We start from the raw sequence: 22,769 nt of genomic DNA, 5'->3' as shown, positions 1-22,769 counted from the left end.
TCAACCCAGCACGAAAGGGTTGGCGCGATTGGGGCTGCCGGTGATCCAGACGCTCTTGTCCTGCTGGAATTCCCGCATGGCATCCGGTCCGCCTTCGCGACCCAGGCCGCTGTCCTTGTAGCCGCCGAACGTCGTGGTGAAGCTGGTCGAGCGGTAGTTGTTCACCCAGACCGTTCCAGCCTGAAGCCGGTCCACGAAGTGCATCGCGCGCTCCAGACTTCGGGTCCAGACCGCCGCCGCCAGCCCGAAACGGGTGTCGTTGGCGATCCGCAGCGCCTCTTCGTCGTCAGAGAAGCGGATGACCGACAGGACGGGACCAAAGACCTCCTCCTGCGCGATCCGCATGTCATTGGACACGCCGGTGAAGATGGCCGGGACGACGAACTGCCCGCAGCCGTATTGGGGCCCTTCCGGCGCGTATCCGCCATATTCCAGCACGGCCCCTTCGGCCTTGGCGATCTCGACATAGCCGAGGATCTTTTCCCACTGGGGGCGCGTCGCGATCGGGCCGATCTGCGTCTCAAAGTCCGACGGGTCGCCGATCCTTGCGGACTTCAGCACCTCGACCAGGCCAGCGACAACGGCGTCATGGCAGCTGTCATGCACCAGAAGACGGGACCCGGCCATGCAGGTCTGCCCCGAAGCCCCGAATATGCCCGAGACCGCGCCCTTGATGGCCTGATCCAGATCCGCATCGGCGAGGATGATGTTCGGGGACTTCCCGCCCAGCTCCAGCGTCACCGATTTGAACCCTTCGGCCGCCGCGATGTTCACCGCCCTGCCCCCGGCCTCGCCGCCGGTGAAGGCGACCTTGCGGGTCAGCGGATGGCGCACCAGCGCATCGCCGATTTCCGCCCCGAACCCGGTCACGACGTTCAGGACCCCTGCGGGCAACCCTGCCTCGGTCCCCAGACGCGCCAGTTCGATCAGCGAGGCCGAGGTGAATTCCGACGGTTTGACGACCACTGTATTGCCCGCAGCCAGCGCCGGGGCCAGCTTCCACGCGGTCAGCGCCAGCGGCGAGTTCCACGGCGTGATCGCGACGACAACGCCAAGCGGTTCGTGCCGGATGTAGTTGAAGACCCCGGGTTTGTTGATCGGGATGACCCGTCCGCCGTCCTTGTCGGCAAGGCCCGCGTAATAATGGAACCATTCCGCCACGCCGCGCACCTGACCGCTGACCTCTGCGATCAGCTTGCCGTTGTCGCGCTGTTCGATCTGCCCCAGCCTGTCCGCATGCGCCACGATAAGATCCGCGAACCTGCGCAGGATCGCCCCGCGACGGGTGGCCGTGATATCGCGCCAGTCCTTGTGTTCAAAGGCGGCATGGGCCGCGCGCACGGCCGTGTCGGCATCCTGGGCCGTGCCCCGGGCAATCCGCGCCCATGCATTGCCGGAAAAGGGTTCGACCGTGTCGAAATACTGTCCGCTGCCCGGCGGCACATCGCGCCCGCCGATATAAAGATCGTAAGTGGTCATCATCTGTCCGTCAGTTGTCGATTGCGATCCGGCGCGGCGCCGCGCCGTCGTAGAGCCAGCGATAGGCTGGCGGTGTCGGCCCCTTGTTCCGACCGCCCTGCTGCATCTGTTCCCAGGCGTGGGCGAGGATGCCGACCGATCGCGACAGGCAGAACAGACCGCGCGCCAGGGGTCCGGCGAAGCCGAGCTCCGCGAAGATCACGGCGGTCGCGCCATCTATGTTGATCGGGATCCTGCGCCCCTTGCGGTGCGACAGGACCGCTTCGACCGCGCGGGCCGCCAGGGCGAAATCGCCCGAGACCACGCCCGCGTCACGGGCCGCGTCAACGGCGGCAAGAAGCGCGGGCGACCGCGGGTCGCCGTCCTTGTGGAACCGGTGCCCAAGGCCGGGGACAATAGGGCCATGCGCGGCGGTCCAGCCGTCCAGCGCCCGGTTCGCCGCCTCTTCCGGCGACGCGAAGTCGCGGATCAGGTCGACCACCCTGGTCAGAAGCTCGACAGCCTGTTCGCCGGCACCGCCATGCACATCATCCAGAAGATTGACCGCCGAGGCGATGGCCCCGTTCAGTCCGACCCCGCAGGTCACGGCCATCCGCGCCACCGCGATCGAGGGGGCCTGGGGCCCGTGGTCCACCGAGGCGACAAGCGCCCGCTCCAGCAGCCGTGCCTGTTCGGGGCTGGGCAGGTCACCGCGGGTCATGAGCCAGATCATCTGAACGAACCCGGCATGGTCGATGACATCGGCGATGTCGTAGCCGCGGAGGCCGATCCGGCCCGGCTCCATGTCGATGATGGAAGTTCTCCACCACGACGCGACATCGTTCGACTGATCCATTGTCCGACCCTCCCTTGTCGTCTTGGGGGCGACGTTATGCCGTGCCGGACAGGTCGATCAATAAAATAGAAACTCACTTCTGCCAGACAGAAATTCCTTTGCCAGTTCCCGAAAGCCGGATTATCTTGGTGCCCGAAACCAGCCGGAGGACGCTTCGTGAAAGAGCAACGGGTTGAAGCCGTGGAGCGAGCCCTATCCATCATCGAGTGCTTCTCGGCGGCGGACCGGGAACTGACGCTGACGGAAATCAGTGAGCTGACAGGACTTTACATGAGCACGATCCTGCGGCTCTGCGGGTCACTGGAACGCTATGGCTACATCGTCAGGCGACCGACCGGTGAGTTCCGGGTCGGGCCCAGTCTCTGGCGGCTGGGATCGCTCTACAGCAAGGGATTCGAGCAGGCCGAAGTCATCCGGCCCGTGTTGCGCGAGATTGTCGAGAAGACCAAGGAAACGGCGACATTCTATGTCCGGGAGGGGGACGACCGGGTCTGCTTGTTCCGCGAAACCTCTCCGCATTCATTGCGATTCGACCTCGACGAAGGCGCCCGGCTGACCATGGACCGCGGAGCCGGCGCGCATGTCCTGCGCGCTTTCTCCGACGACGCAAGGCCAGAGGACGACGCGATCCGCACCGCGGGCTTCGCCATCTCCGAAGGCGAGCGCACCCCCAATGTGACCGCTTTGGCCGTTCCGGTGCTCGACCCGACCGGGGGCATTCGCGGCGCCCTTGGTGTGTCCGGCCCGACATTCCGCCTGGACCAGGATGCACGGAACGCAGCCCTCGCGGTGTTGCAAGCCGCGTCACACCGGCTGAACTCTCAACAGTGAAAGGATATCCGAAATGAACGGTACTGAAACGAAACTGTTCATACTCGACTTGACCTATGATCGACCGCTCTCAGAGATCGACAAGGCGATACCTGCCCATCTCGACTACCTGAATCGAGGGTATGCCGACGGTGCATTTCTGGCCTCCGGTCGCAAGAACCCGCGAACCGGCGGCGTGATCCTGGCCTCGGGCGACTCGATCGAGGCCGTCAGGGAACGGGCCATGTCTGACCCGTTTGTCACGCTCGGCCTCGCGACCGTTTCGATCACCGAGTTTCACCCCAGTCTTGGTGCGCCCGGTATCCTGACCGCCTTGGCCGGTCCGACATCGTGATCTTCTGCGAAGCCTGTCCGTAGATCGCGCCAAGGCGAGGCCGCGCAAATCTTACGTCAATGTGTTTGATCCCACGGTCTGGCGGTGCCATCCAGAACAGTCTGGCGATAGGCACCGGGCGACAGGCCGATCACCCGCTTGAAGGCACGACCGAAGGCGCTGTCGGCCTCGTATCCGACTGACCGGGCAACCTGCGAGAGGGGCATATTGGCGTCTTGGAGCTTTAGGGTGGCCAGTCTCATGCGCCATGACAGGACATAATCCATCGCCGGCTGTCCTGCCGTGCTGCGGAACCGGGCCGCGAAGGCCGAGCGCGACATCCCGGCCAGCTTTGCCATCTCGCCCAGGGTCCAGGGGTGACTTGCGTCGCCGTGGATCGCGTGCAGCGTGCGCGCCAGTCTGGGATCGGCAAGCAGGGCCAGCAAGCCCGGCCGATGCGACCCGGCGGCTGCGAGATTGGCGCGAATGGCTTCGACCAAAAGAATATCGCCCAGGCGGCCCACGATCAGATCTGCCCCGGGTGCGGTGCTGGTTGCCTCTAGCTCGAGGAGCTCAAGCGCCGCCTCGGTCGTGCGAAAGCGGGACTGGGACAAGCTGAAGCAGGTCACGGGCGGCAAGAGCGACGCGAGAATATCCAGGCTGCCGCGCTCGAATGTGAACCAGCCCAGCAGAAGCTGCGCGCTTTCTTCGCCGTGACCGATTTCTGCCAGTCTCCTTGTCGTGAACTGATCAAGGATCTCGGCGCAGGGTCGCGTCGGGGAGTGCGGCTGATCGCGCAGCGAAAAGGGATCGGGGCCGACCAGCAGAAAACAATCGCCACGTCGCAGCCGGGTTGCCTCGGCCGAGGTGTCCGCAACTAGGCTGCAGGCCCCGTCCGTCACCAGCGCAAAGCGCAGTCTCGTGGACGCGGCGAAGTCGATCCCCCATCGTCCCCGCGCCACCAACCGCGCCTGTATCGCGCCGCGCAGCCGGATTGTCCTAAGGATGTCCGTCAAGGTGTCCATGTCCAAGCCCTCAGAGGATCTGGACGATCAGTATATAGAATTGGCATTCTAGCGATAGATATGATCGTCTCCGTCGATATCTTTTCAGTCCAACTGAAAGGAGATTTCCGATGCGCAGCTACCATATCGACAGGTCAGTCTCGCCGATCCCGCTTGTCCTCAAGGATCACGACGCTCCGACCCCGGGCGACCGGGATGTGCTCATCCGCGTCAGGGCAAGCTCTCTCAACTATCGCGATCTGCTGATCCTCAAAGGGACATATGGCCGAAACGGTCCCGGCGCCGGGCGTGTGCCCGTCTCCGATGGCGCGGGCGAGGTGATTGCTGTCGGGCCCAGGGTGACGCGGTTCAAGATCGGCGACCGCGTCGCGGGCACGTTCATGCCCAAATGGATCGCGGGTCCGATTTCGGCCGAGGCGGTCAGCGTTCAGCCCAACCTCACGGAAGACGGCTGGCTGACCGAGCTTCGCCTGGCTGACGAAAGTGCCTGCGTGCGCATTCCCGATCAGCTGTCGTTTGAAGAGGCGGCGACCTTGCCCTGCGCGGCCGTGACGGCCTGGTCGGCGCTGACGGCCTTCCGCCCGGTCCTGCCGGGGGAGACGGTGCTGACGCAAGGCTCCGGCGGGGTTTCGATCTTTGCGCTGCAGTTCGCCAAGACCATGGGCGCGCGCGTGATCGCCACGACATCAAGCGCTGAGAAGGCCGCCCGGCTTTCTGCTATGGGTGCCGATGTCACGGTCAACTACCGCGAAGACCCCGATTGGCATCTTGCCGTTCGCGCGGCCACGCACGGGCATGGCGTGGACCACATAATCGAGGTCGGCGGTGTCGGCACGCTGGAACGGTCGATCAAATCCGCCGCCTTGGGGGCGCAGATCAATCTGATCGGCGTGTTGTCAGAGGCCGAAGGCTTTGATCCCGGTGTCATCAGCAGCGCCATCGTCACGATCAACCGGGCGACGGTTGGCAGTCGCCAGCAGTTCGAGGCGATGAACCGGGCAATTGCGGCGCAGGACCTGCACCCGGTGATCGACAGGGTTTTCGACTTTGCACAGGCCCCTGAGGCTTTCAGCTATTTCGAAGGGCGCGGACATTTCGGAAAGGTGGTGATCCGCCATCCCGCGGCTTGACCACCGGGGTCAGGACCGATGTTCACCTCTACTCCAGGCGGGTTGCCGGCCGCGCCGCGAGCGATCGCGTGCTCGACATGCTTCGTCGTCGGCGCAACGACCGACGCTTATGGCTACGAGGTCGCCAAGACGGTCCTCTGGCACGCCGTGGGCGGCACTGTAGGGCGCAGCTCCGCCCGCTCCGATCTGCTCGACCGCAGGAGACCGGTGATGGAGGCCTGGGCGAGGTTTGTCACCGGGGCGCAGGCCGCGGACGTGGTCCCGATCAGGTCGCCCCGGTGTGAGGACACACCCGGGCATCGGCCTCAGTCGGGCACGGGCTTGCTGACTCTGTGTCCGCAGTAGATGCAAGTTTGCATTATGGATACGTATCGCTCCACGCTCGTACCAAAATGCGTACGAATTTCCTTGCGTGGCATAGCCAAACGCCCCATATTGGGTACACAGAAGGCAATGATGCCGACCAGCCCACCCGGTCAGGGCAAGGTGATCGGACCCCGGCGGCCAAGAAGATGGATTCCATCGGACTGGCCCTTCAAGTCCTCCAACTGGTGGTTAGCGTAGCAATGCTTATCATCGCCAGCCGGAGGAAGTGAAGGCACGGAGGTCGGGCGAAAGCCCGGCCTCCACCGGTAACTATAGCGGAAGCCCGGAGCGTTTTCAATGACCGCAGAAGACTTCAACGCATGGCTTGCCAAGGAAGGCATTTCCGGCCGAGAGGCCGCGAGACGGCTGGATGTATCGAAGAACACCGTTGTTCGCTATCGGCAGACCGGTGCCCCTGGATACATCGCGCTCGCCTGCGCTGCGCTCAGCTACGGGCTTCCGCCCTGGAGGAAGATTGATGATTGAGGCAATCCAGATTGCGCTCGGAGTTGCGAACCTGGTGGTTCTGCTGCTTGTCTGGCGCAAGATGAACTGAAGACTGGCCCCCGGTTCGCTGGGGGCCAGGCTGCTTATCCACCGACGCGGCCACGGAGCGCGTGAATGTGTCGATCGAGCGCGGGTTGCTCCGGTCCATCGACCAGTTTGCGAAGAGCCGCGGGATGACGCGGTCGTCGTTCCTGGCGTCGGCCGCGCGGCGGGAGCTGGTGGGGTAGCGAAACGTTCTTGAGGCAGTTGGCGCAGGTGACGTTCAGCGCATCAGCCTCTGACAGACACTGCGGCCACCATCATGAGACCCTCCGCAGTGAGCATCCACAGGCCGACCGTGAGGCCGAGCCATACCCAGAAACTCGACACATAAAACTGCATCACCTCAAGCATCGCCCGCTCCTGTTCGGTCTGGTGCCCACATTGGCTGTGGATCCAGTCGAACTGCATGCCCGGGCAGATATCGCGCTTGCCAGGCTATGCAATCCCGGTCGCAGCACTCCACATTTCCGTTGATTTACACACTAGTGTGGAGCTCTTTGTCTTCACCAAAAACGCAGAACTCAAAAGGCTCCTCAAGCGTCACGGATGCACCTTCGAAACGCACAAGGGCGGCAGCGGGCACATCACGGTTCGTTTGGGGGACAAGACCAGCCAGTTGCCTGTTCACGGGGGACGGAAGGAACCCGAAACCGGGCTGGTGAACAAGATCAGGAAAGACCTCGGCCTCAAGTGAGGCCGGGGTCACCCACAAAGGAGAGAACCATGTTGATGTACCGCGTAGAGCTGACGCCTGACGACAACGATACCTACCTTGTTACCTGCCCCGAACTGCCCGAGGTTACGTCGTTTGGTGAGAGTGTCGAGGACGCCGTGGCAAACGGCAGCGGCGCGATCGAGGAGGCCCTGGCCGCCCGTCTGACCGCGTTCGGCGAGATTCCACATCCCGTCGAAGGCCAGCATATGGCGGCCGTGTCCTCGCTCCTCGGGATCAAACTGCAGTTGTTGTGGGCGATGCGGGAGAAGGGATGGAGCCGCGCCGACCTGATGCGCGCCCTCGGATGGCCCCGCAACCAGGTCGACCGACTGTTCAAGGCGGACCATGCAACGCGGCTGGATCAGTTCGACGCGGCGTTCGGTGCCCTGGCACGGCGGTTGAAGACGATGGTGGCGTGAGGGATTATCACCTGCAGGAAATAGAAGCCCATAACCACACCTGGATAGGTTTGTCTGGAAACTAACGAATTGGATTGAATCGAGGACATCGGAAATTGGACGACAAGCAATTCAACGGCACACGAAACCTGATATTTATCTGGGCTTTTGTTTCTCTGTTCGTAACATTTAGTGCCGGCAACCAAACAACGATCAAGCCTCTGATCATTGACAACGCGCTGACTGTCCCGAAGGTTGTCGCGGCAATTCTCCTGCTAATCATAACTCTTTACCTTTGCTTTCGCGCAAAATGGCAACATAGCGCAAGAGTAGCGGAGGTCGAGAAATGGCAAGAAATTGGAAAGAAGATAGCACCAATCCTTGACGACTGGAATGAAAACTTCAAGACCTTGCTCAAGGAACTGTGGCGCGCCAAGAATGGCAAAGATCAAGTCTCGCAAAGAATGGCCGAACTTCATGCCGCTCTGAAAGAAGTAGCCTATATTCATGACCATTACGAAAAGTGGGCGAACGAGCCACTTTCAGAAAGGAGAATGCAGGCGCTCGACGGAGGCGTCGCCCTTGTCAACGACCAAATTGATCGGGTAGCAGACGCCCTATCGCAGATTAACATGGATGACGCCACCCTTATTATAGAACACGCTGAGCAGGTCAAAAAGAAGTTGGTCAAGCTCCGCGACGGCATTGACACTGGGCCGAAGAGTGTTCGTCGCGATTTCTTTCTTGAGACATCATCAACAGTTATTGTAGGATCGACTGCAATCCTGGCCAATTTAGGCACACTTGTAGTGCACCATAAAGATGTCGAGCAAATGTTAAGCGACTTACTAAGACAATTCGGATGATAAAAGATTTCCGGCACCACCTACTTTTTTAGACATGCCTAGATCGAGGCTTCATGGGTATGGACGGTCGGCCGGTGACACAACCAGCGCCACGACCACCAGACCGGCCATGAGCGCCAGCCAGAGGCCCCAGCGGATCATGTCAGAGCCCGGGCCGCCATCTCCTGCACCTTGGCCTCTGCGAGGCGTCGGAGCGCCCTGTCGCTGGCGCCGATCTTGCGCAGGGCGTCAGGGATCGATTCCTTGGCACAGACCACGGCATCGCTGGTCGGATCGGAGCTGCCGGCAGCGCGCGGCATTGCCGACGATGCCGACGACGGCAACGAGGACGGCGACCAGATGGTCAGTGATCAGCGGCTCGGCCGCAGCGAGAATATCGGACATGGGGCTTCTCCGATCATGCCGGATTGAAACGGAGGCAATTCGCAAGCGCCGCGAAAAATGCCGCCAGCCCACCGGGACGGTCCGTGGCAACCTTCCGCCTGCTTCCGGCGTGGGCCATCAGTGCGCGCAACTTCCGGCCGGTGATCGTGCGCTCGATCCCGCGCAGGCGGCCGTTTTCGTCGACCCGCCAGATTGCGATCTTGTCGCCGTTGGCGTCGTAGTTCCCGGTCCGGAACAGCGCCTGTTCGTCCTCCCGCCGATCGATGATCGACTTGGGTTCAAGCCAACCCCTGACCCCGTCGCCGGAGAGGTCGCCCGAGTTGATGGCCTTGGTCAGCAGCGCGCGGAATATGCCCCCGGCGTTAAGGTCGAACGAAACCAGCGCATCGAACCGGTGCGGCCTGAGCGGCACCTTGATCGCCCCGTTCACCTTGCGGCCCTGCGAGGCGAAAGTGATCATCGGCGTAAGACGCGCGACCCTCCATCGCTGGGCCGAAGCGGGCCATATCCAGCTCTACCGACGCCGAACAATGAGCTTCGCGAAGGCGCAGGAAGTGCTCGACTACATCGTCAGCCTGGGGACCACCTGGGGGCGGAGATAATCCCGCCTCGGTTTTTCCTTGTTTTTCCGATGCTTCGCATGGAAAATGGTGCCCCAGTCAGGAGAAATCTCGACCGCCGGACGTTCTCGCGGACCCTCAGGGTCCTCTGCCGCGTCATCCCATAACTTGAAGGAATGCCACTTTCCGCCGAACGGAAAGTGCCTGGTGCCCCCAGAGAGACTCGAACTCCCGACCCACTGATTACAAATCAGTTGCTCTACCAGCTGAGCTATAGGGGCTTCGGCGGTCCGTTTACGCGGATGGCGCCCTGCGATCAAGTGGGTTCATCGGTTCGCCCGGGCCAGCAGCGCCACGGCGGCAAGGCCCACCAGGATGACCAGGATCGCCGCCGGGGCCGCATTGCCAAGGTTCTCGAGGCTGGCCTGTTCGTGCACGCGGGTGGCCAGGGTGTCGTAGTTGAACGGGCGCAGCAGCAGGGTCGCCGGCAGCTCCTTCACGCAGTCGACAAAGACCAGCAGCAGGGCCGAGGCCAGCGTGCCCCGGATCAGCGGGAAATGCACCGCGCGCAGCACCTGCGCCCGGGTCCGCCCCAGCGAGCGGGCCGCCAGCGGCAGCGAGGGTGAGATGCGCCCCATTGCGGCATCCGTCGCCCCCTGGGCGATGGCAAAGAACCGCACGCAATAGGCCAGGATCAGCGCAAAGGAGGACCCGGTGAGGATCAGCCCGATGTCGTGGCCGGTCAGGACAAACACCGAATCCGCCAGGCCGTTGTCGAGCCGGGCCAGGGGAATCAGGATGCCCACACCCAGCACCGCCCCGGGGGCGGCATAGCCGATGGTGGTGGCCGGCATCAGCATGCGCGGCAGGGCGCGGCCCGAAAGCCTGACGCCATAGACCAGGAACACCGCCGCCGCCACGGTTGCCAGCGCCGCGATGCCGCCGACGGTCAGCGTGTGGCCCAGGGCGCGCAGCAGGGCCGGGTCGCTCCAGGCGCCTGCATGGTCCAGCGCATGGCCCAGGATCACCCCGGCGGGCAGGACGAAGCCGAAGGCGATCGGCACCACGCAGAGCAGGCAGGCGGCCCAGCCCGCAACGCCGCGCAGCGCGACGCGGGTGACCGGGCGATGCCCCCGCGCGGTGTTGTAGAACCGCGAGCGGCGGCGCGAGACCTTTTCGACCAGCACCAGCGCCACGACCAGCGTCAGGATCACGCAGGCGATCTGTGCCGCCCCGCCGGCATTGTTGCTTTCCAGCCAGGTCGAGAAGATACCCGCCGTCAGGGTCTGCACGGCGAAATAGTCGACCGTGCCGAAATCGTTCACCGTCTCCATCATCACCACGGCCACACCGGCCGCGATGGCGGGCCGTGCCAGCGGCAGGCCGACCCGGCGAAACCGTCCGAAGGGGCCGGCGCCGAGGGAGCGGGCGACCTCTTCGCCCCCGCCGGCCTGTTCGCGAAAGGCGGCGCGGGTCAGCAGGTAGACGTAAGGATAGAGCGCGGCGGCCAGGACCAGCACCGCCGCCCCGCGCGAGCGGATCTCGGGGAACCAGTAGTCGCGCGCGCTCTGCCAGCCCATGACCTCGCGCAGCAGGCTCTGCACCGGGCCGGCATATTCCAGGAAATCGACCAGCGCATAGGCCCCGACATAGGCCGGGATCGCCAGCGGCAGCAGCAGCAGCCATTCCAGCAAGCCCGACAGCGGAAACCGGTAGCGCGTGATCAGCCAGCCCGCCCCGGTGCCGACCGCCCCGGCCAGGGCGCCGACTCCGATCATCAGCACCAGGGTGTTGCGCAGGTAGCGTGGCAGCGTGGTCGAAATCAGGTGCGGCCAGATGTTTTCGCCTCCCGTGATCAGCGGCAGAAAGGCGATCCAGACCACCGCCGCAATGGGCGCGACGACGATCAGCGCGATGGCGGCGGCGCCCAGCGACCAGCCCGAGGGGCCGCGGGTGTCACGCAGCGGGTGTGACGCAGTTTCAACCATGCCACGCCCATGCCCCAAACCGCTTTTACTGTCCAGCCACGGCGCGCTATAGACGATCACAACGAGCGGAAGGGGAACGGCCCAGCCATGGAAATCGTACTGCACGCAGGCGTTCATTGCACCGATGACGACAGGCTGGTGAAATGCCTGTTGCGCAACAAGGACCGCTTCATCCAGCAGGGTGTCGCGGTGCCCGGGCCCTCCCGCTACCGCCGCCTGCTGCGCGACTCGATGCAGGCCCTCGCCCGCGGCCCGATGGCCGGGGACGGGCGCGAGGTGCTGCTGGACAGCATCCTGGAACAGGACGGGGCCGAACGGGTCCTGCTGTCCAACGACAACTTCTTCTGCGTGCCCCGGCTGGCCGTGGGTCACGGCGTGCTCTACCCCCGGGCCGAACAGCGGCTGGACGAGTTCCGGACCCTCTTCGAGGAGGACGAGGTGACGCTCTGCCTGGGGATCCGCAACCCGGCGACCTTCCTGCCCGCGATCTTTGCCCAGGTCGAGGATCAGGATTTCCTGTCCTTCATGGGCGGGGTCGATCCGCAGACGGTGCGCTGGTCGGAGCTGATCCACCGCATCCGCGACGCCCATCCGGATATCGAGATCCTGGTCTGGTGCAACGAGGACACGCCGCTGATCTGGTCGCAGATCGTGCGCGAACTGGCCGGGCTGAACCCCACGGCGCGGATCTCGGGCGGGTTCGACCTGCTGACCGAAATCATGAACCGCGAGGGCATGCACCGGTTCCGCTCCTACCTGCATTCGCATCCGGTGATGACCGAACGGCAGAAGCGCCGGGTCATCGCCGCCTTCCTCGACAAGTTCGCGGTGGAAGAGGCGATCGAGGAAGAGCTGGACCTGCCCGGCTGGGACGAGGACTATGTCGACGCGCTGACCGCGACCTACGAGGAAGACCTCGTCGTGATCGAGCGTATCCCGGGCGTACAGGTCATCGTGCCCTGACGGGCGCAGGCGCCTGACGGAAGTGTGCGGCCGGGGACGTTACGGGGACCCCGCCCCCTGAACCGGCAGCATCGTTCCTGTGGTGCCCTGTCAGGCAAGCCTGCCTGCCGGAACGTCCCGCTGGAGGTACGACGGGCGAAGGCCCCCGCGCCCTGACCCGGCAGCGTCGATCACACAGCAATCGTCGGACAATCTGTCGGGCCGTCCGGCCCCGGCACGGCCCACGGCCCTTCGCCAGGGCGGCAGCGCCCGACTGGATTGGCGCGGTCCGGGCAATAAATGCCCTGCCCCACCGCATCGCGCATGGCGCGGCGCCCTGACCGGGCGCCGCCGGGCGCTCAGCTCATGCCGAGCGCTTCCTTGTACATCTCCAGCACCGCCTCTTCCTCGGCGATGTCGTCCTTGTCGCGTTTGCGCAGGGCGATGACCTTGCGCATCACCTTGGTGTCGTAGCCGCGCCCCTTGGCCTCGGCCATGACTTCCTTGACCTGCTCGCCGATGTCCTTCTTCTCGGCCTCCAGACGCTCCACCCGCTCGATGAACTGGCGCAGTTCGTTGGCCGTCACGCGGTAATTGGCATCGGCTCCGCTGTCGATGACGTCGTCGTTCATGGGTCTCTGTCTCCGGCTGGACTGTCGTGCGAACCCTTCCCCTACCGCCCCGCCGGGTGCGCCGCAAGAGGCGGGCTTGCATCGTGGGGGCGATTGGCGTACCCGCGCACGGATTGCGCGGAAACCAACGGGGAGCGGCGGCATGGAACTTCTGGTCTGGGGTGGCGCCGCGGTGTCGCTGATCGGCCTGGTCGGGCTGGTCTGGTCCATCGTCCGGGTGAACCGGGCCCGCAAGGCCGGGCTGGACGACGAGGCGCTGCGCGCGGCGGTGCAGAAGGTCCTGCCCCTGAACCTGGGCGCGCTTTTCCTGTCGGTGATCGGGCTGATGCTGGTGATCCTGGGGATCTTCCTGGGCTGACCGCCTTGCCCCTGGGCCTGCCCCCTGCCCCGTCCGCAACCCTGTTCAGCGGTTGAGCGCGGCAAAGGTCCGGCTGTTGCGCTGCATGTCGACCAGCAATGGATGCGGATCCCAGATCCGGGGGCCGAAGGGCGCGCAGGCCCGCATGATGCGGATCAGCCGGAAAAGCCCGATGGTATCGGCGGCATGCATCGGCCCGCCCAACCGCCGGGGAAACCCGTAGCCCTGCACCATCACCATGTCCAACAGCATGGGCTTGTGCGCGACCCGCTGATCCAGCAGGCGGGCGCCTTCGTTGACCATCGCGCCCAGCAGGGCGAACCACTGCCCCTGCCCGCCCAGCCCCAGGGGTTCGGGCGCCTCGCCGCGCCGCGCCTCGCTCACCAGACTGTCGAGCGCGGCACGTTCGGACTCCGGGTCGCTGCCCGTGTTCAGCCGCAGCCCGGCCTGCGCCATCAGCACGGATAGGCCCCGGGTCAGCCCGCGCCGCTCCTGCCGGGCAAGGTAGGCGTCCATGTCGATGTCGCTGAGCATGCCATAGGGCCCCCGGGCAAAGCCCAGGGCCCGCATCTCGTGGTCCATCTCCATCGGGTCCTCGCCGTGGCGCACAAGGCAGTCGGCGGCATCCAGCAGGGCCCCCATCATCGCTCCGCCGGCCAGCCCGTCTGCGGGGCGGACCCGGGCGGGCAGCCGCCCGACCTGATGCATCAGACGCCCGGCCCGCGCCACCGTGGCCCGCGCCGCGCTGTCGCCGATCACCAGCTCGGCCAGCCGGGCCGGATAGGGCCGCTGCGGCAGATGCAGGCCGACAACGCGGGGGCGGATCGCCTGCGGGGCCAGCGCGGCGAGGTCCAGATGGCGCGTCGTGCTCAGCACCACCGCATCGGGCCCGGCCACCGCGGCGATGTCCTGCAGGGCCGCGGATTTGGCCGCCTTCGTATCGGGGGCGGAGTCGATCACCACCTCGACCTGGCCCAGATGCGCCGGATTGGCCGTCGTCTTGACGGATTCGACCGCCCGCCGGACCGCCGGGGCCTTCATCGCACCGCGTTTCAGGCGGGCCTCCAGATTGGCGGCCACGGCGTTGCGAAAGCTGTGGCGTTCGGCCTTGTCCTCATGCGCCATCACGATGCCGACACCCTGCGCGGCCAGATCGGCGGCCAGACGCACCGCGCCCGCCCCGCTGCGCAGCATGCCCACCAGCGCAACCGGCTGGCCCGGGGGCAGGTTCGCCACCCGGATCCGCGACTCCATCGCGTGCCGCAGCCCGCGCGACTCCTCGGACACCAGCAGTTCCTCGAACAGCGCGCGTTCCAGGACCAGGGCGGTGTCCACGGGCAGAAGCAGCGCCGCCTCGACCATCTCGACAATCGCATCCTCGGCGGCGCGTCCGGCACGCTGCACCGCCAGCCTGCGGCGGTTGATCTCTTCCTGATAGGCCGCCGGGTCCAGCAGCCCGTCGGCCCTGTCGAGGCTGCGCATCCAGCTGCCCGTCTCGGCGGCGGCCAGGGCCAGGGCCTGTGCCGTATCCGCCAGTTCGGGCAGCGGCACGACCTTGTCGATCGCGCCGGAAAACAGGTCGGCCGTGGCCGGATAGGCCCGCCCGCTCAGCAACAGGGCCAGGGCCTGCCGCGCGCCGGTGATCCGGGGCAGCCGCTGCGAGGCACCGGCCATCGGCGGCAGGCCGAGGGCGACATTGGGAAAGCCCATCTTGACGTTCAGCGCGGCCACCCGGACATGCGCGGCCAGGGCCAGCTCGGCCCAGGCGCCCTGCACCTGCCCCTGCAGCCTGGCCACGACGGGCACGGGCATCGACTCGATCCGCCCGGCCAGGTCCATCGGTGTGGGATCGGCCAGACCGGTGTCGAATTCGCCAAAGGGCACCTGATGCGGAAACCGCGCGCGTTCCGCGCCGAGCACGACGGCGCGGATGGCCCCGTCTTCGGCGGCCGCATCCAATGCCTGCATCAGCTGGAGCCGGATGTCGGCCGTCAGCTCGTTGCTGTTCGGGTTCGCCACCGTCAGCCAGAGCACCGCTCCCCGCTGACGGACATGCACCTTGCCAGACACCTCGGCCCCTCTTCCGGACCCGTCCATGCGACCGGACCCGCTTGTTCCCATTGGAAAAAAGTTTACCCCGGCACTGCCTGTGCACAAGTCCCGCGACACCCGGGAAGGTGCAAAAGCCTCAATGTGTCATCGGATTGTCGCGGTGGCGCGATCGGCGCCGGGCCGCGCGGGGTCAGATCGGCAGATTGTCGAACCGGGCCTCTATCGCCTCGTTCGTCAGCTCTTCCTGCAACTGGCGCAGGCGGGCGGGGATTCCGTTGCCGGTCAGGGCATATTCGCTGACCAGACCGTGCAGGGCGTCCAGATGCAGATGCCGCACGCCCGGCTTGGCGGAAGAAATGGCACCTGTGACCTCGGCAGTTCTGGCTTCGAGTTCCGTCAGGGACATGGCATCTCCTCCCGGGCCGGCGGCCCGCTCCTGAAAAGGCGGGCAAGAGCCCGCGGCTGACTTGTGATATGGCGGCGTCAGGTGGTGTGACGCTGCCGGTTCTCCTCCGTGGCGCGAGCGCCACCGCAAAGATAGAACGCGAGTTGCCCGCGGGCAATGCTTCTTTGTTCCGCACTGCGGATTTTCAGACGATTATGCTTAAAATTGCCGACATTGCTTTCGCAAGACAGCTTGCAGCGCACCAGAGTGCAAGGAAAGACGGCACGGCCCTTGCATCACATTCAAAAATTGATATATGAAGCTCTCAAAGAAGGAGTCGCATCATGCAACCTGACATCACGGCATTCTTCGACGAAGCCACCAACACCATTTCCTATGTCCTGCGCGATCCGGCGGGGAGCGCCTGTGCCGTTGTCGATTCCGTTCTGGATTTCGACTATGCCTCGGGCCGCACCGACACCCGGTCCGCCGATGCAATCATCGCCTTTGTCCGTGACAAGGGGTGGGAGGTCCAGTGGCTGCTGGAAACCCATGTCCACGCCGACCACCTGTCCGCCGCGCCCTATATCCAGCAGGAGCTGGGCGGCAAGATCGGCATCGGCGACAATATCCGCGTGGTGCAGGACACCTTTGGCAAGGTGTTCAACGAAGGGACCGAGTTCCAGCGCGACGGCTCGCAGTTCGACAGGCTCTTTGTCGAGGGCGACAGCTTTCACATCGGCCAGCTGCGCGGCGACGTGCTGCACACGCCGGGCCACACGCCGGCCTGCCTGACCTATGTGGTGGGCGATGCGGCCTTTGTCGGCGACACGCTGTTCATGCCCGATTTCGGCACCGCGCGCTGCGACTTCCCCGGCGGGTCCTCGGAGACGCTGTACAATTCGATCCAGAAAATCCTGGCCCTGCCGGAGGAGACCCGGATCTTCGTCGGCCACGACTACAAGGCCCCGGGCCGCGAGGACTATGCCTGGGAAACCACCGTCGGCGAACAGAAGGCGCTCAACGTGCATATCGGCGCCGGCAAGTCGGCCGAGGAATTCATCGCCATGCGCGATGCGCGCGATGCGACCCTCGCCATGCCCAAGCTGATCATCCCCTCGCTGCAGGTGAACATGCGCGCGGGCCGGATGCCGCCGGCGGATGAACAGGGCAACGTCTATCTCAAGGTTCCGGTCAACAAGCTCTGACCGCGTCGCAAGGACTGAACACATGCAACACGACTGGATCATGGGCCTGATCGGGGGCCTGATGATCGGCCTTGCGGGGGCCGTCTTCCTGCTGGCCAATGGCCGGATCATGGGCGCCAGCGGGCTGATCGGCGGGCTGATCGACGGCTCGGGGCGCGACAACCGGGGCGAGCGCCTCGCCTTCCTCGCCGGGCTGTTCCTGGTGCCCGCGGTCATCGCGCTGGCGGTCGGCGCGCCCGACACCCATGCCACGGGCAATGTCGCCGTGCTGATCGCCGCCGGCCTTCTGGTGGGCATCGGCACCCGGATCGCCAATGGCTGCACCTCGGGGCACGGGGTCTGCGGCATCTCGCGGCTGTCGCTGCGCGGCATCGTGGCCACCGTCTTTTACATCCTTGCCGGGGGCCTGACGATCGCCGCCTTCCGCCACGTTCTGGGGGTGATCTGATGCGCCTGCTCTTTGCATTGCTCGCCGGTGGCCTGTTCGGCGCCGGGCTGCAGATCTCGGGCATGACCGACACCGTCAAGGTGCAGGGCTGGCTCGACGTCTTTGGCGCCTGGGATCCGACGCTGGCCTTTGTCATGGGCGGCGCGATCATTCCGATGGCCGTGGCCTGGCGGCTGACACGGGTGACCCGCCCGCTGGTCGGCGGCAGCTTTCCGCCCCCGCCCCGCCCCGAGATCGACCGCAAGCTGGTGATCGGCTCGGTGCTGTTCGGCATGGGCTGGGGGCTGGTCGGGCTCTGCCCCGGTCCCGCCGTCGCCTCGCTGGGATATGGCGGTTTTTCGGGCGTTGTTTTCCTGCTGGCCATGCTGGGCGGCATGCTGCTGGCGCCGGGCATAAGGGCACGGCTGGACAGCGCGGTTCCGGCGGAATAAGGATCCGGGCATGGATATTCGCCAGATTACCCCCCGCTATTCCGTCACGCCGCAGATCACGCCCGAGGATGTCGCGGCGATCAAGGCGGCGGGTTTCGTCCGCGTCATCTGCAATCGTCCGGACGAGGAGAACCCCGCCGAACTGCAGGCCGGGGCGATCCGCGAAGTGGTCGAGGCCGCCGGGCTGGACTTCGTCGTCCTGCCGCTGACGCACCAGACCATGACGCCCGAAAACATCGCGCTGCAGAAATCCGCGGCCGGGGATGCCGATGGGCCGGTTCTGGCCTATTGCGCCTCGGGCACCCGCTGTTCGGTGATCTGGGCGCTTGGCCAGGCCACCGATGGCAAGAGCAGCGACGAGATCCTCGCCGCCACGGCAAAGGCCGGCTACGACCTGGGCCAGCTGCGCCCGCGCCTGGATGCGCTTGGCGGCTGAGCCCGCACCGGTGACGGATTTGGACAAGGGCCGCAGCGCTGCGGCCCTTTCTTGTTGAGCACCGGGGCACGGGGCGTCATGGCCCGGGATGCCGCCCGTCCGGCTGGCGGAGAGGCCCGTCGCACCCGGACAGCTCGCACCGCGCCGGGAGCGCGGTTCCGGCACGTGGTCGCAGGCCCTGCCGCCGATGAGCCGCGCCCGGGCATCGCGGGCCGATTGCCCGGGAGCAGGCCCATCAGCCTTCGAGGTCGGGGAGGTCCGACAGGTCGGGCAGCGGCGGCAGGTCCTCCATCCCCTCTTCCTCCGACAGGTCGAACCCGCCCAGCCCGGGCAGATCGTCCAGATCGGGCAGGTCGTCCATCGGGTCGTCCTCAACCGCATCGGCCATGCGGGGCATCGGATCGGGCAGCGGGTAGGCGGGCGGGTCGGGCGGCAGGCCCGGTGGCACAGGCCCGGCCTCCTCTGCCCCAGCCCTGGCGGCGGGATCGACCGGGCCGCCGCGTGAGCCGCCCTCCGTCAGCCGCACCGCGCGGAAGCCGTTGATCTGGCCCAGCCGTCCCTCGGCCACCCGTCCCTTCTGCCCCGAGACAAGCGCCGTATCCGCCAGCGCGCTGCGCGGAATTTCCAGCAGGTCGCCCGGTTGCAGGCGCCCGGCCTCGGCCAGCGGCATGCGGATGCGCCAGAGCACGGCGTCAAGGCGCGCCTCGGCCTCCATCACCACGGCGCCCAGGCCGCGAATATCCCCTTCCTCGGCCGCCCCTTCGGCCCTGTCGGGGGCCGGGTCGCAGATCGGCAGGCAGAGCACCATCGCCCCCTGCCGCTGGCCGGCCAGGTCGACCTGCATCGCGTAGCGCCGGAAATCGGCGCCCTCCAGCGCCATGGTCAGCATGCGCAGGTTGTCGAGCATCACGCCGAACCGGTAGCCCCGGAAATGCGCCGCCCCCTCCTGCCCCTGCATGGTTTCTTCCAGACGCTCCAGCATCGCGTCCACCAGAGGGGCGGCGATGGCGGAATCGGTGCGGGTCGCGGGGCGAGGCTCGGCCGGGCGCGGGCCGACACGGCCCATGGTCTGCATCTCGACCACGCCGGACATCACCGGAAAGGCCATGCTCAGCGCGCCTGTCGCCCCGTCGGGGCCATCCAGCAGGATCAGCAGGTCGCCATCCGTCATCGCCTGGACAAGGTCGTCGCGGGCGACCTCCTCCTCCGCGACCGATGCGACGGCCAGCGGCAGGTCCAGCACATCGTCCGCGGCGCGGGCCAGGGCCAGCTTCAATGCCTTGGCAGGCGACATCGCGCGGGCCTGCCAGACCTCACGCGCGACGCTCGCCTTGCGTCGCAGAACTGCATTGGCGCGTCTTGTATCCATCCCCTCCGCCATCGCCTGTCGCGGGCCTTGGGGCACAGTAAGCGACCGATGGTTACCAATCGCTTAGCCGCGGCGATGCAAGTTACTGCGCCGCCATCAGCGCCCGGGCCGGCAGCGTGACGCGGAACGCCGCCCCGCCCTGCCCCGGCAGATAGGCCACGGTGCCGTAAAGCCGGGTCATGATCTCGCGGCAGATCGCCAGACCCAGCCCGGCCCCGCCCGCCTTGCCCTCGCCAATGCGCGAGAATTTCTCGAAGATCACTTCTTGCGCGTCAGAGGCGATGCCGCTGCCATTGTCGATGAAATCCACGGTGACCACCCGGTCGCGCTGGCGCACCGCAATGGTCAGGCTGGGCTGTGCGGCGTCGCAGTATTTCCGGGCATTGGCGATCAGGTTGATGAAAACCTGGCTCAACCGGTCGATATCGGTCTCCAGCAGGATCGCCTCGGCCGCGCGGTCGCGCCTGAGCGCGATGCCGCCACCCTGCAGAACCGCCGCAACGGCCCGGTCCAGCACTTCGTCCAGCCGGCCCTGACGGATGTTCAGGCTGACCTGTCCGTTTTCCAGCACCGAGAGGTCCAGCAGATCGTCCAGCAGGCGGGTCAGGCGGATCGCCTCGTCATGAATGATCGAGGAATAGCGCCCGCGCTCCTCGACAGTCAGCCCGTCGGTATCGCGCAGGATCTCGGAAAAGGCCCGGATCGAGGTCATCGGCGTGCGCAGCTCGTGGCTGATCTGGGACAGGAAGGCATCCTTTTGCACCGACAGCTGGGTCAGCTTCTCGTTCGCGGCGCGCAGCTGGCGGGCGGTGCGGATCAGCTCGTCCGACTTGGCCTCCAGCTGGCTGGAATATTCCATCATCTGCGCCGTCTCGTCGGCCACCGCCATCAGATCCTCGACCGAGACACTGGCCCCGCCGACGATCTGGCTGACCATCGCATGGGCCGTCGCCGCACCGACCGAGCCCGACATCTCGCGCTCCAGCAGCTGCAGGAATTCCGCCGTGGGCTCCGGCAGATAGCCCGGCAGCCCCTGCTGCTGCGCCGCGTTGCGGAACAGCGCCTGCGCCTGCCCGGCGCCGAGGATGCGCTGCGACATGATCATCAGGTCCTCGCTCTGCGCCACGCCGCCCTGCCAGCCGCGCGGGGTGTTGGAATGGGCAAAGACATTGACGAACTGCGCGCCCTGCAGCCGCTCCATCGGCGAGGGGAAGGTGAAGGTCGACACGGCAAAGAAGGTGCAGGCGTTGAACAGCATGGACCACAGCACCCCGTGGACCAGCGGGTCGATCCCCTCGATCCCGAACAGCGCCTGCGGGCGCAGCCCGGCCAGGCCGAATGGCCCCTCGGCCAGGACCCGGGCCGGCACGATCACATCGGCGCCGAAACTGGGCAGGAACAGGCACCACAGCCACAGCGCAAAGCCCACGGCCAGCCCGCAGAGCGCGCCCAGCCGGGTCGCCCCGCGCCAGAAGAGCCCGCCCAGCAGGGCCGGCAGGATCTGCGCCACCCCCGAGAACGAGATCAGCCCGATCGCCGCCAGCGCCGTGCCCCCGCCCGAAACGCGGTAATAGAGGTAGCCGAGCAGCAGCACCCCGACGATGGACAGCCGCCGCGCCAGCATCACCACGTGCCGCACGTCACCCGACACCATCGCCCCGGTGCCGTTGATCCGCAGCCAGATCGGCATGACCACATGGTTGGACACCATCGTCGACAGCGCGATGGAGGCGACGATGACCATCGAGGTGGCCGAGGAAAACCCGCCGAGGAAGGAGAGCATCGCCAGACCTGTCCGCCCCTCGGCCAGCGGCACGGTCAGCACGAAGAGGTCGGGATTGGACCCCTCCGGCAGCATCGCCAGCCCGGTGACCGCAATCGGCATCACGAACAGCGACATCAGCATCAGATAGCCCGGAAAGGCCCAGACCGCCGTGCGCAGGTGGCTTTCGTCGTCGTTCTCGACCACCAGGACCTGGAACATGCGGGGCAGGCAGAGGAAGGCCGCCGCCGACAGGAAGATCAGGCCGGACCAGCGGCCGCTGGCCATTTCCCAGTGCCCCAGGGACGAGGCGTCGATGCGGGCCATTGTCTCGGCCACGCCGCCGCCGACGCCCCAGACGACAAAGATGCCCACGGCCAGCAGGGCCACCAGCTTGACCACCGCCTCCAGCGCGATGGCGGTGACGACGCCGTGGTGACGTTCGTTGGCATCCAGGTTGCGGGTGCCGAAGAGAACGGTGAAGAACGCCAGCCCCGCAGCGACCCAGAGCGCGGTCAGATTGCTGTCGTCGGGCATCGCCACACTGGGATCGGTGGCGGCAAAGGCGGCAAAGGACAGGGTGACGGACTGCAGCTGCAGCGCGATATAGGGCGTGGTTCCGATCACCGCCAGCACGGTGACGAAGATGGCCAGCAGGTTCGACTTGCCATAGCGCGAGGACAGCAGGTCGGCGATCGAGGTGATGCGCTGGCTGCGCCCGATCCGCACCATCTTGCGCACGCCCCAGAGCCAGCCGACCATGACCAGCGAGGGGCCGATGTAGATCGTCAGATACTCCAGCCCCGAGCGCGCCGCATAGCCGACCGCGCCGTAAAAGGTCCAGGCGGTGCAGTAGATCGACAGCGACAGGGTGTAGATGAGGGGCGAGCCCAGCCAGTGGCTGTTGCCCCGCACCGCCAGCCGTTCGGCGGCAAAGGCCACGGCAAAGAGCACGGCCACATAAACCAGGCAGACGCCGATCAGCAGGTTGAGAGAGGCCATCACGGCCCCGGACGGCCCGGCGGCCCTCCCGACTCGCGCCGCGTCGGCTGGGGGCCGGCGGCCTCGTCCCGCTCGGCGCCGCGCGCCAGCAGGCCCGAGGCACAGACCAGCACCGCCCAGACGCCGAAGATCCAGTAGATCGCGCGCGAGGTCCGGGTGCCGTCCTCGGCCCCCTGGGTCCAGAGCAGCGGGATCAGCATCAGCAGAAGGCCAACCACCGGCAGGGCGCGCGCCAGATCCGCCAGTCGGCGCTGCCGGTAGCTGCGGCGTTCCAGAAAGACGGTGCCCTTGGTCTCGGCCACTGC

Annotated in this window: 26 protein-coding genes, 1 tRNA gene and 1 pseudogene; 15 read left to right on the top strand and 13 right to left on the bottom strand. The window is 66.1% G+C overall.

The features are described 5' to 3' along the window. Together GLS40_RS07960 and GLS40_RS07955 are read right to left on the bottom strand one after the other, a co-directional pair. Positions 1-1,479, bottom strand: a complete 1,479-nt coding sequence (locus GLS40_RS07960) for an aldehyde dehydrogenase (protein WP_160382206.1) — start codon at positions 1,477-1,479, stop codon at positions 1-3. Between the two features lie 10 nt (positions 1,480-1,489). Continuing rightward, positions 1,490-2,314, bottom strand: coding sequence for a citryl-CoA lyase (locus GLS40_RS07955; protein ID WP_160382205.1), 825 nt, complete (start codon positions 2,312-2,314; stop codon positions 1,490-1,492). A 156-nt stretch (positions 2,315-2,470) separates the two neighbouring features. Here GLS40_RS07955 and GLS40_RS18210 point away from each other — a divergent pair, with 156 nt between their 5' ends. Next, a complete protein-coding gene (locus GLS40_RS18210) occupies positions 2,471-3,145 on the top strand; it encodes an IclR family transcriptional regulator (protein WP_160382204.1) in 675 nt (224 codons plus the stop codon). Positions 3,146-3,158: 13 nt separating this feature from the next. Beyond that, on the top strand, positions 3,159-3,479 hold the full coding sequence (locus tag GLS40_RS07945) for a YciI family protein (RefSeq protein WP_160382203.1): 321 nt from the start codon (positions 3,159-3,161) through the stop codon (positions 3,477-3,479). 56 nt (positions 3,480-3,535) lie between these two features. On the opposite strand, the gene GLS40_RS07940 is transcribed toward GLS40_RS07945, so the two are convergent. Next, positions 3,536-4,483: an AraC family transcriptional regulator gene (locus GLS40_RS07940; protein WP_160382202.1), complete on the bottom strand. Its 948-nt coding sequence runs from the start codon at positions 4,481-4,483 to the stop codon at positions 3,536-3,538. A gap of 110 nt (positions 4,484-4,593) precedes the next feature. Between GLS40_RS07940 and GLS40_RS07935 the strand changes: the two genes are divergently transcribed. From GLS40_RS07935 to GLS40_RS07925, 3 genes and pseudogenes are all read left to right on the top strand, one after another. Continuing rightward, positions 4,594-5,613: a zinc-dependent alcohol dehydrogenase family protein gene (locus tag GLS40_RS07935; RefSeq protein ID WP_160382201.1), complete on the top strand. Its 1,020-nt coding sequence runs from the start codon at positions 4,594-4,596 to the stop codon at positions 5,611-5,613. 663 nt (positions 5,614-6,276) lie between these two features. Beyond that, positions 6,277-6,465, top strand: a complete 189-nt coding sequence (locus GLS40_RS07930) for a helix-turn-helix domain-containing protein (protein WP_160382200.1) — start codon at positions 6,277-6,279, stop codon at positions 6,463-6,465. Positions 6,466-6,590: 125 nt separating this feature from the next. Continuing rightward, a pseudogene (locus tag GLS40_RS07925) lies at positions 6,591-6,713 on the top strand (type II toxin-antitoxin system HicB family antitoxin); the annotation flags it as partial. Between the two features lie 43 nt (positions 6,714-6,756). Here the strand turns inward: GLS40_RS07925 and GLS40_RS07920 are convergent. After that, positions 6,757-6,936, bottom strand: a complete 180-nt coding sequence (locus tag GLS40_RS07920) for a hypothetical protein (RefSeq protein WP_160382198.1) — start codon at positions 6,934-6,936, stop codon at positions 6,757-6,759. A 19-nt stretch (positions 6,937-6,955) separates the two neighbouring features. On the opposite strand from GLS40_RS07920, the gene GLS40_RS07915 reads away from it, so the two are divergent. The 4 genes from GLS40_RS07915 to GLS40_RS07900 all read left to right on the top strand — a co-directional run bounded on the left by GLS40_RS07915 (position 6,956) and on the right by GLS40_RS07900 (position 8,918). After that, the gene (locus GLS40_RS07915) at positions 6,956-7,222 is read left to right on the top strand and encodes a type II toxin-antitoxin system HicA family toxin (RefSeq protein ID WP_202075988.1); all 267 of its coding nucleotides are present in this window, start codon (positions 6,956-6,958) and stop codon (positions 7,220-7,222) included. A 29-nt stretch (positions 7,223-7,251) separates the two neighbouring features. Next, a complete protein-coding gene (locus GLS40_RS07910) occupies positions 7,252-7,662 on the top strand; it encodes a type II toxin-antitoxin system HicB family antitoxin (RefSeq protein WP_160382196.1) in 411 nt (136 codons plus the stop codon). A gap of 95 nt (positions 7,663-7,757) precedes the next feature. Then, the gene (locus GLS40_RS07905; protein ID WP_160382195.1) at positions 7,758-8,507 is read left to right on the top strand and encodes a hypothetical protein; all 750 of its coding nucleotides are present in this window, start codon (positions 7,758-7,760) and stop codon (positions 8,505-8,507) included. Positions 8,508-8,750: 243 nt separating this feature from the next. Continuing rightward, a complete protein-coding gene (locus tag GLS40_RS07900; protein ID WP_160382194.1) occupies positions 8,751-8,918 on the top strand; it encodes a hypothetical protein in 168 nt (55 codons plus the stop codon). On the opposite strand, the gene GLS40_RS07895 is transcribed toward GLS40_RS07900, so the two are convergent. The 3 genes from GLS40_RS07895 to GLS40_RS07885 form a co-directional block, all read right to left on the bottom strand. Further along, a complete protein-coding gene (locus GLS40_RS07895; protein WP_160382193.1) occupies positions 8,905-9,351 on the bottom strand; it encodes a glycoside hydrolase family protein in 447 nt (148 codons plus the stop codon). The two genes, GLS40_RS07900 and GLS40_RS07895, sit on opposite strands and share 14 nt — an antisense overlap. Positions 9,352-9,656: 305 nt before the next feature. Further along, positions 9,657-9,732: transfer RNA gene (locus tag GLS40_RS07890), tRNA-Thr, on the bottom strand. Positions 9,733-9,777: 45 nt separating this feature from the next. Beyond that, positions 9,778-11,439, bottom strand: coding sequence for an ABC transporter permease (locus GLS40_RS07885; RefSeq protein WP_160382192.1), 1,662 nt, complete (start codon positions 11,437-11,439; stop codon positions 9,778-9,780). An 87-nt stretch (positions 11,440-11,526) separates the two neighbouring features. Here GLS40_RS07885 and GLS40_RS07880 point away from each other — a divergent pair, with 87 nt between their 5' ends. Beyond that, positions 11,527-12,402 (top strand): hypothetical protein, encoded by an 876-nt coding sequence (locus GLS40_RS07880; protein WP_160382191.1) that lies wholly within the window; start codon positions 11,527-11,529, stop codon positions 12,400-12,402. A 338-nt stretch (positions 12,403-12,740) separates the two neighbouring features. On the opposite strand, the gene GLS40_RS07875 is transcribed toward GLS40_RS07880, so the two are convergent. Continuing rightward, positions 12,741-13,013, bottom strand: coding sequence for a DUF2312 domain-containing protein (locus GLS40_RS07875; RefSeq protein WP_160382190.1), 273 nt, complete (start codon positions 13,011-13,013; stop codon positions 12,741-12,743). Between the two features lie 142 nt (positions 13,014-13,155). Here GLS40_RS07875 and GLS40_RS07870 point away from each other — a divergent pair, with 142 nt between their 5' ends. After that, positions 13,156-13,371, top strand: coding sequence for a hypothetical protein (locus tag GLS40_RS07870; protein WP_160382189.1), 216 nt, complete (start codon positions 13,156-13,158; stop codon positions 13,369-13,371). A 45-nt stretch (positions 13,372-13,416) separates the two neighbouring features. Here GLS40_RS07870 and GLS40_RS07865 read toward each other — a convergent pair whose 3' ends face one another. Beyond that, a complete protein-coding gene (locus GLS40_RS07865; RefSeq protein WP_160382188.1) occupies positions 13,417-15,441 on the bottom strand; it encodes an enoyl-CoA hydratase-related protein in 2,025 nt (674 codons plus the stop codon). A gap of 172 nt (positions 15,442-15,613) precedes the next feature. Beyond that, positions 15,614-15,829, bottom strand: a complete 216-nt coding sequence (locus tag GLS40_RS07860; protein ID WP_160382187.1) for a hypothetical protein — start codon at positions 15,827-15,829, stop codon at positions 15,614-15,616. 323 nt (positions 15,830-16,152) lie between these two features. Here GLS40_RS07860 and GLS40_RS07855 point away from each other — a divergent pair, with 323 nt between their 5' ends. From GLS40_RS07855 to GLS40_RS07840, 4 genes are read left to right on the top strand one after another with little or no spacing between them, the layout of a single operon-like run. After that, on the top strand, positions 16,153-17,016 hold the full coding sequence (locus GLS40_RS07855) for an MBL fold metallo-hydrolase (protein ID WP_160382186.1): 864 nt from the start codon (positions 16,153-16,155) through the stop codon (positions 17,014-17,016). A 22-nt stretch (positions 17,017-17,038) separates the two neighbouring features. Further along, the gene (locus GLS40_RS07850) at positions 17,039-17,464 is read left to right on the top strand and encodes a YeeE/YedE family protein (RefSeq protein WP_160382185.1); all 426 of its coding nucleotides are present in this window, start codon (positions 17,039-17,041) and stop codon (positions 17,462-17,464) included. Then, on the top strand, positions 17,464-17,895 hold the full coding sequence (locus GLS40_RS07845; RefSeq protein WP_160382184.1) for a DUF6691 family protein: 432 nt from the start codon (positions 17,464-17,466) through the stop codon (positions 17,893-17,895). Before GLS40_RS07850 ends, GLS40_RS07845 begins: the two co-directional genes overlap by 1 nt. A gap of 10 nt (positions 17,896-17,905) precedes the next feature. Further along, entirely contained in the window at positions 17,906-18,331 is a 426-nt protein-coding gene (locus GLS40_RS07840; RefSeq protein ID WP_160382183.1) for a TIGR01244 family sulfur transferase, read from the top strand. A 235-nt stretch (positions 18,332-18,566) separates the two neighbouring features. Here the strand turns inward: GLS40_RS07840 and GLS40_RS07835 are convergent, their stop codons facing one another. From GLS40_RS07835 to GLS40_RS07825, 3 genes are all read right to left on the bottom strand, one after another. Continuing rightward, positions 18,567-19,700 (bottom strand): FliM/FliN family flagellar motor switch protein, encoded by a 1,134-nt coding sequence (locus tag GLS40_RS07835; protein WP_160382182.1) that lies wholly within the window; start codon positions 19,698-19,700, stop codon positions 18,567-18,569. 82 nt (positions 19,701-19,782) lie between these two features. Continuing rightward, on the bottom strand, positions 19,783-22,464 hold the full coding sequence (locus tag GLS40_RS07830) for an ATP-binding protein (RefSeq protein ID WP_160382181.1): 2,682 nt from the start codon (positions 22,462-22,464) through the stop codon (positions 19,783-19,785). Beyond that, a complete protein-coding gene (locus GLS40_RS07825) occupies positions 22,464-22,766 on the bottom strand; it encodes a hypothetical protein (protein ID WP_202075986.1) in 303 nt (100 codons plus the stop codon). Before GLS40_RS07825 ends, GLS40_RS07830 begins: the two co-directional genes overlap by 1 nt. Positions 22,767-22,769 lie beyond the last annotated feature (3 nt).

Source organism: Pseudooceanicola pacificus (genome assembly GCF_009789075.1).
Classification (GTDB): domain Bacteria; phylum Pseudomonadota; class Alphaproteobacteria; order Rhodobacterales; family Rhodobacteraceae; genus Pseudooceanicola; species Pseudooceanicola pacificus.
Note: the sequence above shows the minus strand (reverse complement) of the source record. Positions and strands in the feature narration are given on the sequence as shown.